Here is a 13,764-nt window from a genome sequence, read left to right on the forward strand (position 1 = left end):
ATCCTTGATCGCCTACATCAGTCGCAATCGCTCCATTGTCCACATTGCGGCTGCACGCTACAGGGCGCTGAAATCACTTTTCTGCCAAAGTAGTGCTAGCAGGAGCCTATTCCTACGAGCAAGCGATCGAGACGATCCGACTCCTCCGCCTGCCGGCGTACGATATCGAACAACAGTTTCGCCGCGCGATCTTCAACATTCTCGTCCGGAATTAGGACGATCATGTCAAAGACATCGCCTTCCTCATGAATCGAAAGGGCGAGTGGCGGCTGTCACCGGCCTTCGACGTCAGCTATGCCTACAATCCGGAAGCTGGACTCAGCAGCACCAAATGAGCCTGAACGGCAAGCGCGACCATTTCGAGCTGTCCGATCTTATACAGTTCGGCGTCTTCTGTGACCTCAAGCCTAAAAAGGCCAAGGGCATTATCCGCGAGATGCATCTGCAAATCGGGAAATGGTCGACTTTCGCAGAAAAGGCCGGTGTGCCCGAGAAAACCGCGCAAGCCATTTATCGAGCCATGCGGCGGAAAATCATTATCCCGGTCTAAACTAAAAGCCTGATTGGCCACCCGCAACGGGGGTTTCCGCTATCTGGAAAATTCGAAATTGCGTTCTTTTACCTGTCAAGCGTGGAAGAAATTTCGCGATAATCAGCCCCGTAAGACACCGAGAGGCCCTCTTCCAAGATGAGCGTGCCGTTGTCAGGACCCGACACGCCCATCGTTTCTCATGCGGGTGCGGATGCCCACATGCGGCTGATACAAATGACGGCCAGCCTGATGGATTTCATGCGAGTCAATCGCCGCTTGAAATGCATATAAGTCATTAAAATTAATAAATTAAAATAACCAGAGGTCCGATTGACAAGCCTCACACACGCTTCAAACTGATCAATCAAATCCTGATTCAAAGCACTACAACTGGATCAGGAAAAACTGCACAATTGACCGAACGGAACAGGCCTTCCTCAATTCGATATTGAATTAGGCCGTATACTCATAACCAACACTGTCGAGGTTAGCAGCAAATCCCGTAGGGACGCCCGAAAGGCTTCGATCTCGAACAAAAGCGGCCTTGGAAAGGCAACCAGCCTTCCCGGCGTCCGCTTTCGTCCGATCTCATCGCCGTTCGGGCGCCTCGACAGTGTTGGTTATGAGTATACGGCCTAATTGCCCGAGATTAACGCTCTGCCCGCCCTTCAACGCGAGAAGACCTGGATAGGTTGTCGCCACTTGCTCAGAATCCATCGTCTTGAAGCAGCTTAAAACGACGCGTGCTTCAAGATAAATTCTATTGTGTGAAGACATAAAATCTATAATTTCAATGCGTTCATCAACATGGCTGTGAAAATAGAGATAGAAATCCCTGACAGCTGATTGTGTCGTCAACTCCAAGCCAGCAAAGCGTACGGAGATCCGCTCATGAAAATGAGCAAGGACACTGTCGTAGTCGCGAGCATGAAACGCTTTGAGATAGCCTTCGTATAATTGCTGATCCAGCACCATCTCCTGACAGGTCGCTTCCAATCTATTTTTGGACATTGATAATCCGTGCCTGGGTAAACTCTCGCAGGCCATCCTCGCCCTGCTCCCGTCCAAGACCTGATTGCTTGATACCGCCGAAGGGCACGTCAAAACGCAGATCGAGGTGCTTGTTCACCCAAACCGTGCCGGTTTCTATCTGGCTGGCCACCGCAATTGCCCGGTCGATATCCTTGCCCCAAACAGTCCCGCCAAGCCCGAATTCACTGACGTTAGCCCGAGTGATGACTTCATCGATCGTGTCATACGCCAACACAGGAATGACCGGACCGAATTGCTCTTCGGTCACCAGTCGATCTGTATCAACGAGATCGGCAACAACCGTGGGTGCAATAAAAAAGCCTTTCCGGTTCAGCCGCTGGCCACCAGCCATGATTGTACCGCTCCGTCCAGCATCCTCGATCAAATCCAGCAACTTTTCATACTGCATCCGATTTTGGATCGGACCGATGCTCGTTTCGGGTTCAAGCCCGTTGCCCACCACCGCGTCACGCGCCAGTTTCGCCAATGCCTCACACAATTCACGATAAATCGCACGGGGGGCATAGATCCGCTTGGCCGCCATGCACACCTGACCTGCATTTAGCGTGGCAGCAGCAAAGATTTTGGGAGCCACATCGTCAACATCGACATCGTCAAGGACGATGGCCACATCGTTACCACCCAATTCCAACGTCAGTCGCTTCAATGTATCAGCGCCACTTGCCATTACCTTTCGGCCTGTCGCTGTTGATCCCGTAAAGCTCACCTTGGCAACATCAGTATGACTGGCCAGTGCAGATCCCAAATCATTGGCATCAACAACGATGTTAAGCACTCCCGGCGGTAGAATGGTGCAAGCCACCTCCCCGAGCAGAGCCGTCGTCAAGGGCGTGGTTGGCGCAGGTTTTGCCACCACAGTGTTGCCGGTCGTCAGTGCAGTCGCGACCTTGATCGCAAGAAGAACTAGAGGAAAGTTCCAGGGTGTAATTGCCGCCACCACGCCCAACGGTGCCCGGAGTTCGATCACCAGTGTTTCATCATCATCCACCAGCTTGTGCGAGTGCAACGATTGCGTTGCGAAATAGCGGAACGCCGCAATTGATCCACCCACCTCGCCTCGCGACTGCGCCAATGGCTTTCCCTGTTCGCGTGTCAACAATTCCGCGAATTCGTCCGCGCGCAGCTCCAGTGCATCGGCCAGCGCCAGCATTCGTTTGGCCCGCTCTGAATGTGGCAAGGAGGACCATACCGGAAAAGCTGCTTTTGCCGCAGCAACAGCTTTGTCCAACTGCTCCTTGCTCGCCCGCGGCGCTTGTGCAAAAATCTCTCCGGTTGCCGGGTCAACGACATCAAGGACGTGCGCGCCTTCTTCAAGCACCCCGTTTATCAATAATTTAAGCACCTTTAGCCCCTCTCCAGTTTCTGATTTGCGGCAGCCAGCGTGTTTGCCAAAAGGCAAGCGATGGTCATCGGTCCAACGCCACCAGGCACCGGTGTAACCGCGAGTGCATGGCCCAATTCGGCCGTTACGGCATCGCCAACCAGGATTGCCTGTCCATCCGACTCAACTCTGTTGATGCCAACGTCAATTACGACTGCGCCACTCTTGACCCAATCACCCCGCACCAACCCGGGGCTTCCTGCGGCCACCACTACGATATCTGCCTTGCGCACGATATCGGGTAAGCCACGTGTAGCGATATGGGTGACCGTAACCGTGCATTCGCGCTCCAGCAGCAGCATTGCCACCGGCTTGCCGACGATGTTCGACTTGCCAATGACCACAGCGTGCAGCCCCCTGTAATTTTCGATCACCGTGTCGAGCAACATTATGCAGCCGAGCGGAGTACAAGGTACCAACCCCGCTCCGCGCTCCGCTGTGCCGATGGAAAGCCGTCCGACATTGACTGGATGGAAACCATCGACGTCCTTTGCGGGATCGATACGATCCAGCACCAGGCTGGCATCCACTTGCGGCGGCAAGGGCAATTGCACGAGAATGCCATGCACTTCGTCGGAACGATTAAGCTCATCGATCAAAGCCATCAGATCATTCTGACTGGTCTGTGCTGACAAACGATACTCGAATGAGCGCATTCCGGCCTGTGTGGTTGTAGCAATCTTACGTCGGACATAGACTTGGCTGGCCGGATCCTCGCCCACCAGAACCACAGCAAGGCCAGGCACAACGCCAAAACGTTGCATCATTGTCGCGACGCCTTGCCGGACATCTCCAACCACAGACCGAGCCAGCGCCTTGCCGTCAATCAATTTCATTTGACTAGTCCCGGAAGACAACGGTCTTGCTCCCGTTGATCAGAATTCGATCGTCCAGATACCAGCGCACTGCGCGGGCAAGCACGCGCCGTTCGATGTCGCGCCCCTTACGCACTAGATCCTCGGGTGTATCGCCATGAGTGATACGCTCAACGTCTTGCTCGATGATCGGCCCCTCATCCAGGTCCTCGGTAACAAAATGCGCCGTCGCACCAATCAGTTTTACCCCGCGGGCAAATGCCTGATGATAAGGTTTTGCGCCTTTGAAGCCCGGCAAAAACGAATGATGGATGTTGATACATCGTCCCGCGAAAAAGGAGGAGAGATCATCCGACAGGATTTGCATATAGCGCGCCAGCACCACCAGTTCGGCTCCGCTCTCGACCATGATCTGCTTGATCTGCGCCTCCTGCTGAGGCTTTGTATCCTTGGTGATCGGCAGATAGTGAAACGGAATGTGCGCCTGCGGACTGATGCTGAGCGCATCTAGCGGATGATTGCAAATGATCCCAACCACATCCATCGGCAATTCACCAATCCGCCAGCGATACAGCAAATCACCAAGGCAATGATCGAACTTGCTGACCATCAGCAGCACCTTTTTGCGCTGCCCAGCCGGACGCAGACTGACTGTCATGCGGTAATCGTCTGAAACGCTGTCCAAAGCCGATTTCAGGCCAATCAATGCGTCGGTTTGCATCCTGAAATAGACGCGCATGAAGAACTTGCCGGTTTCCGGGTCTTCATATTGCTGGGCATTGCGGATATTTCCTCCAGCATTGCGCAAGGCAGTGGTCACAGAGGCCACAATGCCAGGACGATCTTCACACGATAGTGTGAGAATATAATGATCAATCATAGTAATTTCCCGAAATTTCAGCAATCAGAGTAGTGCAAAGTAACGGATCGTATTGCCTTCCTTCTGGCGATGTCCGATCCCCACCACGACGGTCTTCATCAACCAGTCATAAGGCCCTTCTTCCACTTCGAAGGTTGGCGTCGTACGTAAATAATAGTCTTCGAACGGTACTTCCGGCCCGTCCTCGAACATCCATGCCTGAATTCGCGGCAGCACGTCGGGCGCTCGACCGACAAGATAGCCTTGATTGCGCATCAGGATCAGAGTGCCGTCCTGCGCTTCCAGCATGTAACGAGCATCGAGCCCGAGCACCTTATCTGGGCGAAACAACGCCCAGTCGGCACCGCTGTTCGGGTAGATGCGCCCATTGAGATGCGGCCCGCAGATTGTACCCGTATCGACATAGGTAGCTCCTCGCCCCGCACCCGAGGGCATGTTCGGAATTTGTTGCAGGAGGCGCCATTTCAACTCGATTTCGAACAGAAATTCGAAACGTGGCTCGGTAGGTAGCGAAGTCTGAGAGAAATAAGGTTCCATCGTAAGTCCTTCGACAACTAAGGACGGGCGGTGTCGCGCCGTCGGTCGATCTTGAAAGGAGCGGGAGCAACAGTTGCGCCAATCGGCCGCCGGCGGCCTCCAGGGGTGCCCCACAACACTTCCAGACGAGTGCCTGGCACGGCATGCGAAGGTTCAACAAAAGCCAAAGCCAGCACTTTGCGGAAAAAGGCGCTGTAACCGGGGCTCGACGCGATCCCAACCGGTCCGCTCCCGCTCAGAACCTCATCGGCCCAGATCACCCATTGCTGGGGGTGAGGTATATCGAGATAGTCAAAAGGAGCCTGTGTCTCGTCGAACAATGAGGCATAAATCGCGATCAGATCCGCCGGATCATATTCCAATGTTACCCGGCACTTACTCTTGCCACCGGTAACTTCTGCCTCCAGAGCAGCGCGACCTGTGAAGTCGTGGTCAAACCGGACGCAATGTCCCCAGCCCAATTCGAAGGGTGAGAGCAGGTAATCACGGATACTCTGCCCTTCGAAGCTCCCTCGCAATGCGGGGGGAGTGGTAAAGGCATGGGCCCATTTCGACTGCGCCCATTGTGCAAACCCCTCGACCGCCCTGCCGAACATGTCCGGAGTGTAATGCCACAGGCCGGTGGGAAATGCGGCTTCGAGATGATTGATCATCGCTGTGCGTCGCCCCAACCGACGCATGCCAAAAGGGGCACCTGCGGCAAGTATCGCAGCTTCCACCTCGAGCTTGTCAGCAGCATCGCCGTGAAATTCAAAACCGATCTCGCCGGCCATACCCTGCCGCAGCGCATAAACCCGCTTGCCCGCAATTTTTAATGAGCGAAAATGCATGAAGCGAATGTCGCCCAATGGCTCGCCGGTCACCGCCTCACAAACTGCCAGCGCTGCGGGTCCGGAAACCTGTATTTGAAAACTATTAATTTCGCGCGATGTGACATTGTATTCACTGTGTGCGATCAGGAAATCGGCAAATACTGCGGGGCCGGACTGGATGCGATAGGTCTCTTCATCCATACGCATCAAAACACCCTCGACAATCACCTTACCTTCATCGCTGCAGAAGATTGCATGCTTGGCGCGGCCGATGGGAAAGCTGGCATACGAATTGACCGTATGATCAGAGAACAGCCGCAAGGCGTCTGCTCCCTTGACCTCCAGGTCCATCAGAAAGGACCAATCTCCAAGGTAGCAATCAGTTTTCCAAGACAGTTGCTCATCCAACCAATCGGTATATTCAGGTCCGCCCCAGCCAGCCTGATAACCTGCTTGCTGCGCCCGCAACGCAGCGAGAATAGGATCGTTTGCCATCTGCGCCTCCGTCAGAAACTGACCAGCCCGCCATCGACGATCAGGTCGATACCGCTAATGAAGGAAGCCTGCGGCGAGGCCAGGAAGAGGATCGCGTCGGCAGCCTCTTGAGGCGTACCGAAACGGCGCATCGGCACGCTTTCTTCGATCATTGTCCGAAACCCTGCAATTTGTTCGGCAGTCATGTCGCCGCGTGACACCAGGGGCGTATCGATCGGGCCAGGGCTGAAACAGTTGACCCTTATTCCGCGGGCGACCATTTCTACCCCGAAATTGCGCGCCAACGACCGTAGACCTGCTTTGCTCGCTGCATAGACACTGTTGCCAGCGATGCCCTTGCAGTGGCCAATTGATGAAGTAAGCACGATCGAACTGCCCGCTCCCATCAGGGGCAAGGCCGTTTGAACCGCAAAATACGGCCCCTTCAGATTGATGCTCATGATCTCGTCATAAAAGGCTTCATCGACTGCCTCGACAGGCCGGAAAGCCCCCGTGCCGGCATTGACCACCAGCACGTCGATACGGCCAAGACGCAAAGCGAGATCGGCCATCAATGCGCGCGAAGCGGCCATGTCTGTGATGTCGGCAATGTGGGTTTCCCCGCGTTTACCCAAGGCTTCAGCCACATCGGCCAGTGTGACTGCGTTCCGCCCCGTCACAACGACATATGCACCCTCATCTGCAAATCCCAAAGCTGCCGCCCGGCCGATGCCGCTATTGCCACCCAAAACGACCACATGCTTTCCAGCAAAGCGCCCTGTCGACGCCAGATGCATACATGTCATGTCAAAACATACCATTGGTGTTGGCCGATTGTTCGGGCACCGGTTGAGAGGCATCCCAGTGCTCAGCGACGAGGCCGTCCGCAACGCGGAAGATATCGATCACGGCGTTACCCCGTGTATCCGGCTCGATGACCACATGCACATGCGCGATTACATGATCGCCATCGACAAACAATCGCTTTACATCATGAGTCGCATCGGGAGCGCGGTCTCGAGCCCAGCGCAAGAAGGATTTGAGCCCTTTCGCGCCAGTTTCCGCCATCGGGCTATGCTGGATGTAATCAGGACGGAAATAGCGATCGACTTGATCGGGATCCAACGGCCCGAGAACATCTCGATAGACGGCCTCAATCAAAGCGAGATTTACCAGTTCTTCGTCGGTGCGGTGCTGAACCATCTTAGGCAACCGTGCTGGTTAGATCGAGGCGTCGATTATCGACCTTATAAGGCGCTTGAGCTACCGTGGCGTTGATCGTCGTCTGACGGCTGCCGGGTGCCCCCCAGAGGATTTCGACACGCGTGCCAGGTTCGGCGTAGGCGGCATCAATGAAAGCTAGTGCCAGCACTTTACGGAACCAATAACTGTAGCCAGGCGTACTGGAAAAGCCGATCACATTATCTCCGACGCGCACTTCATCGGCCCAGACCACCCAGCGCTGGGGATGTGGTATATCAAGGAAGTCATACGGCACCTTCCCGTCGTCGAACAGCGAGGCATAAATCCTCACCACGTCGGCCGGATCGAATACCAGCGTTACCCGCCGCTTGCCCGCCCCGCTGACCGATTCCGCTTCTAACGCCTCGCGACCGACGAAATTATGGTCAAATTTTACACTTTTCCCCCAACCCAGTTCATAGGGCGAAAGCAAATAGTCATCGATAGTGGAAGGATCGAAACTCCCACGCAGCACCGGTGCCACGCCTTTCGTGTCGAAATTCTCTTCCATAAAAGCGGGCAAGCCTGCCGTTTCTGGTGAAAAAAACGCGCCCAGATAATGCCATGCACCGGTCGGGAATGCGGCTTCCAGATGGTTGATCATAGCCGTACGTCGCCCAAGCTGCCGTATGCCATGCACCGCGCCCGCCACCAGAATTGCCTCTTTAACAATCGCCACATCGACCGCATCGCCATGAAACTCAAAGCCGATCTCGCCAGCCATGCCTTGCCGCAAGGCGAAGACAGTCCTGCCCGCGATGCGCACTTCACGGAAATGCATGAATTTGATGTCATCGAGCGTCTCACCCGTAACCGCCTGACAAACTGCCAGCGCCTTGGGACCGGAAACCTGGAGCTGGAAAGTCTCGATCACTCGCCAGCGGGCATTATAGGAGCCCTGAGCCAGAGCAAAGGCCGTCACAAAGGCCGTCGCCGATTGGGTCCTGAAAGTCTGCTCACCCATGCGCATCAAAACGCCGTCAGCTACGACCTTGCCGTCGCCATTGCACTGAACGAGGTGTTTGGCCTGACCGACCGCAAACTTGCCGACGCTGTTCACACCTGTGTCGGAAAAGACCTTCAATGCATCAGGCCCTTCGACCTCAATGTCCCAGAGGAATGACCAGTCGCCCAAATAGCAATCTGTTTTCCATGAGGTCTGCTCGTCCTGCCAACCCGTGTATTCAGGACCGCCCCAGCCCGGATGGTAGGCCGGCGTCTGCGCGCGCAAGTAAGTGATAATATCTCTGCTCACAGCAAATTCTCTCCCGGTTGGGCGCTGCCTGCGCCTTGTTGTCTGATGGCGTATCAAGGCATGTAGCTGGAGGGAATTAAGTGGCGCATTGCCACATGATAAGCTAAAGGTGATCACATGGCTGGAATCACTCTGAGGCAACTCGAGATTTTTGTGCAGATCGTCGATTTGGGCAGCTTTCGGCGCTGCGCAGAAGAAATTGGCATCTCACAGGTTGCGATCACCGACCACATCCAAGGGCTTGAACGCCAGATCGGCATTTCCCTGTTCGACCGCAAACCTGGAGCCGCCGCGCGCGTCACGGCAATGGGCGAAAAAGTCTATTTGCGGGCAATGCGCATACTGAGTGAAGTCAACGCGTTGGAATGGGAATGCACACCGGACCGACAAGGCGGCCCCAAGCGGCGTATTACCCTAGCCTCGCAGGGATTTGTTTTGCGGGATCTCTATGAGGAATTCGACCTGTTCCGCGCCGACCACCCTCGGGTAAGCTTGGCAATACGGCTGGAGCCGCTGGGCTATGGAGCGATCCGCGATCTTTTGCAGGAAAACCGGATCGACCTTGCTTATATTATGTCGGTAGACGATCCAGGTCTGTTTCCGTCGCATTTCGTGAGTTACGAGCATTTGGCGGTCTATGTCGGGCCGGACCATCCACTGGCGGGCGAAACCTCGGTGACAGCCGCAGACCTGCGTCCCTATCGCACAATCCGGCTGGGCCCCAATGGCCATCTGCGTGCCGCAGTCGACGAAGTCCTGCTGCGTTGCGGACTGGGCATGGTAGGAACGGGCTTGGAAACCGACGATTATGGGTTAATTCTCAATACACTGCAGCGCACACCCTGCTTCGCGGTCATGCTCAAGGGGCAACCCGACGAAGCCCTCCCCCACGGTGGACTCGTACCGCTGCCGGTCAGCTTTCCGGTCCCCCCTCTGCAATTGCGGGAGGCTTTTTCCGCGATTGGCGCTCGCGATTCCACTGTGCTGAACCTGGCCCAACGCATCAGGGAGAGGCAAGAGATGCGCTAGGCCAGGAGCCGGATGACGTCAGTGATAAGTTTATACTTATGCATAAATTCAGTCGTGGGCGGATACCCGGGCCGCCGCCGCCATCAACGCCTCTCGATTAGCAAACAGTAAGCTGCGCAGGGATTGCGGAACTCGGCCCGTCAAACGCTCAACATCATCGCTGCGGATAGCGAAATAGCCGTCACGCACCGCTACTTCGAAACTCACCATATCATCAGAGTTCCAGGGAAAGTTATTGACACTGAGGTCATCGATAGGTTGGCGTGGAATGCCCAGACCATCGAACATAGCGTAAAGCCCATCGACATCGGTTAGACTGAATTCAACGGGCTGCCCCGAAACCTCGGCGATCAACTGGCCGACCTCACGATAGGAAACCAGCTGCGGGCCGGTAATTTCATAGATCTTGCCAGCATGTCCTTCGCCAGTGAGCACCGCTGCAGCCGAAGCAATGCAATCATTGCGCGCGACAAAGGCCATCGAACCGTCGCCTGCTACGCAAATCATCCTGCCTGATGCGATCGCCAAGGGCCCCATCGCCTCGAGCACCGCATCAGCATACTGGGCGTCTCGCAGGAAGGTAAATTCAAGGCTGCTCGAACGGATCAGACGTTCCGTAAACACATGGTCCTTCACCGCCAGAGAAGGATTGTTTTCATCCGCGCCAATGAAAGACGTGTAGGCAACCCGCCTCACGCCGGCTGCCTCGGCAGCGCGGACAGCATTGGTGTGCTGTGGCTCACGAAATCCGACCCGCGTGCCACTGATCATCAACATGGTTTCGGCCCCGCGTAACGCCTCGCTCAAGCCATAACCGTCTTCAAAGTCGCCAAACCGCACGGAGCAACCGCGTTCAGCATAGCTGGCCAGCTTGTCGGGAGAGCGCGAGATGAGGATGATATCTTGAGGCGCCACAGATTTAAGCAAGAGATCCGCTGCTCCCCTGCCGAATTGCCCGGATGCGCCTGTGATTGCGATAGCCATCGCCTCAGTCCTTTCTTGTCTTTTCCAAGCCTGCTCGCCCGACCCAATTTCCATGGACCTGTTCGCGTGTAGCAAACGGCAGCTTGACCTTGGCAATAGGGCCCTTGCCAATTGCATCGGCCTCGATGATCCAAACTTCCTGATTATAATGCCCTGGCGCCACCTCTTCATCGATTACCGCCAGCAACCATCCGCCATGGGCAGGATCCAGTGCGGGGACATGAACAGGCTCGTTAATTGCCCGCGCTGCACCGATCGAAAGAAACTCCAGTTTGCCCTCCGGAAATGTCACTCGCACAAGCTTGTTGAAGCCCACACCAGCTGGTCCATTGTGCAATGGCTTGCCCAAAGAGGGATCGATGGTGAGATACCAGCCCCGCCCGTAGGACTTGCCCATATCATCATCTGCAATTCGCGGCATTTCACCGAACGGTCCGATCCTCCACTCCCTGACCCCCGCCTCGGGGTCAGACAAATCCATGGTCCACCGTGTCAACCCACCTTCCAACGGCAGGTCTATACCTGAATCCTGTGTCACGAATGGAATGAGATTGGTGTTAGCAAGGCACATGTCGAGATGGACGAGGCTGCCTTCCGCAAAGGCGTTCATAACATGATAGGCATGAACGCCGACCGGCCCCTTGATCCAAACCATCTCTTTAGGATCGCCATAGCGCGGCATGATGCCGATCCAGCTTTCACGATCTTGATGATGGATCCAGTGCGGCCCGCCCCTCTTCATTCCCTCGAGATCAGCGATGGTAGGGAAAACCGGGAAGATCGCATGGGTTTCGGTAATCGCAAAATCATGCATGAAGGAGCAATATGGCGCGTCAAACCACTCCTCCTTCACCAGTTCGCCTTCGGGGCTGACGATGCCATATGCTAAAGTGGTGGTCGCGAGACCCGACGCTTCATATCCAAAAAAGAAGAGTTCGCCGGTGGCGGCATCCAGCTTTGTGTGGGCGGTAAAGGTTTCTGATCGCAACGCGCCGCCGAAATCCCAACGCCCTATTGTATCGAGCGTTTCAGGATCCATACGGTAGGGAAGCCCGTCCTCTTTGGTCATGAACAGTCGACCGCCATGATAGATTGGCGTCGTGTTAGCCACGGTGCGATCCACACCCTTGACGGACGGATCATCCGTGAACGGGTTGCGATAGCGGCCAAACAATGCCTTGCCTGCCCGCTGTTCAGCCAGAAAACGATGGGTCCGCACATATTTCAGACCATAGCTGACGCGCCCGCCTCGAAACTCGATCTTGTTGATAGCACCGTCGGCAGACAGTATAACATCATCTGTACGCGTCGGCACATAAGCCGGATCGGGCACTGCACGAAAGAATATGCCATCAATTTCAGCCGGAATTTCACCCTCAACATAGAGATCGTGAGCAGTCCCCTCGATATGGGTAGGGCGGTTAAGTCCCTGAAAATGGACTGTATCAGGATAATTCGGTGATACGCTCATTTTGAGCTCTCCAAATTGGCTTTAGCAAATTGGAAATAGGCGGAAAAATCGGCGCCATGTGGAAGCGCGTCGAGCGCAGCTCCCCAATTTTCGCAGGTTTTTTCCAGCAGCGGCAGGCAAAGATTTTGTTGTTCTCCCAGCGCATTTGCCAAGCGAACATCCTTGGTCATCAAGGCAAGTGCAAAACCTTGCGCGAAGGTCTTGGGCACAATGTGATTTTTCACAACCGTTTGCGACACTGTGCTGCCGCCGGTGGAACTGTTGATCACGTCCAGCAGCACGGCTGGATCCAATCCGAACCGCTCGCCCAGCAACAGACCTTCGCATGTCGCAGCCAGCGTGCAGGCTGCAATAGCCATGTTGATGGCCTTGGCTGCATGCCCAGAACCCAGGCCACCGACACGAACCACTTTGCTACCAAGAACCTTGAGCACAGGTTCTATCGTGGCAAACAGCTCATCATCTGCCCCGCCGACCATCAGCGTAAGCTTGCCCTCGCGCGCCAGCGGCACGCCACCAGAAACGGGCGCATCAATCAGGTGGATGCCCCGTTCGGCCAGTTCTCGCCCAAGAGCAACAGTCCCACCCGCATCCGACGAGGAAGTATCAATCACAATCTTGCCCGCTGGCACACCTGTCAATGCGCCGCCGTGCCCTACCAACACGTCACGAACAATCTGCCCGGTTGGCAGCATCGTGATGATGATGTCCGCTCCCGCCACCGCTTCGGCAGGCGATGAAGCAAATGCCGGGCCGAAGCCCGAGGACAGCCCGGCATTTGCGTCAAAAACCCGCGTTGCATAGCCTTGCCCGATCAACCGTTCAGCCATCGGGTGCCCCATCATACCGAGGCCGATGAAGGCGATTTTCATGCGCCCTCCTTTGCGCCGACTTCGGCTTCCAGCTCTGCAATGGCAGCTTCGGCCGCGCGCAGGGCAGTGAATGAGGCGGGGACTCCGCAATAGACCATTGCGTGCAGCACCAGCTCTCGGATTTCCTCGACTTTAAGTCCGTTGGCGATGCCTCCCTTCACATGCATCTTGATTTCCAGTTCTTTGCCTTGGGCAATCAACATCGCAAGCGTGGCCAGACTTCTGTCGCGCCGGCCGAGATCCGGGCGGTTCCATGTTTCGCCAAAACAATAGCGTGTCATGATATCATGAAACGGCATGGCAAAATCGCTGGCTGTAGCCACCGCTCGCTCGGCAAGATCCGGTCCGAACATCTCGCGCCGCACCTGCATCCCCTTATCGAACAGATCATTCATTATCTTGCACTCCCTGAGATCAGCATCGCGCG

Annotated in this window: 16 protein-coding genes; 3 read left to right on the forward strand and 13 right to left on the reverse strand. The window is 55.5% G+C overall.

What is annotated here, in order from left to right:
• Positions 1-245: 245 nt before the first annotated feature.
• On the forward strand, positions 246-335 hold the full coding sequence (locus tag BGP00_RS25425) for a hypothetical protein (RefSeq protein WP_366522348.1): 90 nt from the start codon (positions 246-248) through the stop codon (positions 333-335).
• Entirely contained in the window at positions 332-550 is a 219-nt protein-coding gene (locus tag BGP00_RS17200; RefSeq protein WP_292687548.1) for a hypothetical protein, read from the forward strand. The genes BGP00_RS25425 and BGP00_RS17200 overlap by 4 nt, the downstream gene beginning before the upstream one ends.
• A gap of 570 nt (positions 551-1,120) precedes the next feature.
• On the opposite strand, the gene BGP00_RS17205 is transcribed toward BGP00_RS17200, so the two are convergent.
• The 9 genes from BGP00_RS17205 to BGP00_RS17245 are packed head-to-tail and all read right to left on the reverse strand — an operon-like array spanning position 1,121 to position 8,981.
• On the reverse strand, positions 1,121-1,507 hold the full coding sequence (locus BGP00_RS17205) for a nuclear transport factor 2 family protein (RefSeq protein WP_292687550.1): 387 nt from the start codon (positions 1,505-1,507) through the stop codon (positions 1,121-1,123).
• Positions 1,508-1,529: 22 nt separating this feature from the next.
• Positions 1,530-2,927 (reverse strand): aldehyde dehydrogenase family protein, encoded by a 1,398-nt coding sequence (locus BGP00_RS17210; RefSeq protein WP_292687552.1) that lies wholly within the window; start codon positions 2,925-2,927, stop codon positions 1,530-1,532.
• A gap of 2 nt (positions 2,928-2,929) precedes the next feature.
• A complete protein-coding gene (locus BGP00_RS17215; RefSeq protein ID WP_292687554.1) occupies positions 2,930-3,802 on the reverse strand; it encodes a tetrahydrofolate dehydrogenase/cyclohydrolase catalytic domain-containing protein in 873 nt (290 codons plus the stop codon).
• Positions 3,803-3,806: 4 nt separating this feature from the next.
• Complete coding sequence (purU, locus tag BGP00_RS17220; RefSeq protein WP_292687556.1) at positions 3,807-4,661, reverse strand: formyltetrahydrofolate deformylase; 855 nt, start codon at positions 4,659-4,661, stop codon at positions 3,807-3,809.
• 24 nt (positions 4,662-4,685) lie between these two features.
• Complete coding sequence (locus BGP00_RS17225) at positions 4,686-5,198, reverse strand: DUF3237 domain-containing protein (protein WP_292687558.1); 513 nt, start codon at positions 5,196-5,198, stop codon at positions 4,686-4,688.
• A 17-nt stretch (positions 5,199-5,215) separates the two neighbouring features.
• Positions 5,216-6,505, reverse strand: a complete 1,290-nt coding sequence (locus BGP00_RS17230) for a glycine cleavage T C-terminal barrel domain-containing protein (RefSeq protein ID WP_292687559.1) — start codon at positions 6,503-6,505, stop codon at positions 5,216-5,218.
• A gap of 11 nt (positions 6,506-6,516) precedes the next feature.
• Entirely contained in the window at positions 6,517-7,281 is a 765-nt protein-coding gene (locus tag BGP00_RS17235; protein WP_292687561.1) for an SDR family oxidoreductase, read from the reverse strand.
• 10 nt (positions 7,282-7,291) lie between these two features.
• Positions 7,292-7,687, reverse strand: coding sequence for a nuclear transport factor 2 family protein (locus BGP00_RS17240; protein ID WP_292687564.1), 396 nt, complete (start codon positions 7,685-7,687; stop codon positions 7,292-7,294).
• Between the two features lies 1 nt (position 7,688).
• Entirely contained in the window at positions 7,689-8,981 is a 1,293-nt protein-coding gene (locus BGP00_RS17245; RefSeq protein ID WP_292687566.1) for a glycine cleavage T C-terminal barrel domain-containing protein, read from the reverse strand.
• Positions 8,982-9,098: 117 nt separating this feature from the next.
• Between BGP00_RS17245 and BGP00_RS17250 the strand changes: the two genes are divergently transcribed.
• A complete protein-coding gene (locus BGP00_RS17250) occupies positions 9,099-10,010 on the forward strand; it encodes a LysR family transcriptional regulator (RefSeq protein WP_292687568.1) in 912 nt (303 codons plus the stop codon).
• A gap of 48 nt (positions 10,011-10,058) precedes the next feature.
• On the opposite strand, the gene BGP00_RS17255 is transcribed toward BGP00_RS17250, so the two are convergent.
• From BGP00_RS17255 to BGP00_RS17270, 4 genes are read right to left on the reverse strand one after another with little or no spacing between them, the layout of a single operon-like run.
• Positions 10,059-10,994 (reverse strand): SDR family oxidoreductase, encoded by a 936-nt coding sequence (locus BGP00_RS17255; protein ID WP_292687570.1) that lies wholly within the window; start codon positions 10,992-10,994, stop codon positions 10,059-10,061.
• Between the two features lie 4 nt (positions 10,995-10,998).
• Positions 10,999-12,465, reverse strand: coding sequence for a carotenoid oxygenase family protein (locus BGP00_RS17260; protein ID WP_292687572.1), 1,467 nt, complete (start codon positions 12,463-12,465; stop codon positions 10,999-11,001).
• Complete coding sequence (locus tag BGP00_RS17265; RefSeq protein WP_292687574.1) at positions 12,462-13,337, reverse strand: NAD(P)-dependent oxidoreductase; 876 nt, start codon at positions 13,335-13,337, stop codon at positions 12,462-12,464. The genes BGP00_RS17260 and BGP00_RS17265 overlap by 4 nt, the downstream gene beginning before the upstream one ends.
• Positions 13,334-13,732: a carboxymuconolactone decarboxylase family protein gene (locus BGP00_RS17270; protein ID WP_292687576.1), complete on the reverse strand. Its 399-nt coding sequence runs from the start codon at positions 13,730-13,732 to the stop codon at positions 13,334-13,336. The genes BGP00_RS17265 and BGP00_RS17270 overlap by 4 nt, the downstream gene beginning before the upstream one ends.
• Positions 13,733-13,764 lie beyond the last annotated feature (32 nt).

The organism is Novosphingobium sp. 63-713 (genome assembly GCF_001898925.1).
Taxonomy (GTDB): Bacteria; Pseudomonadota; Alphaproteobacteria; order Sphingomonadales; family Sphingomonadaceae; genus Novosphingobium.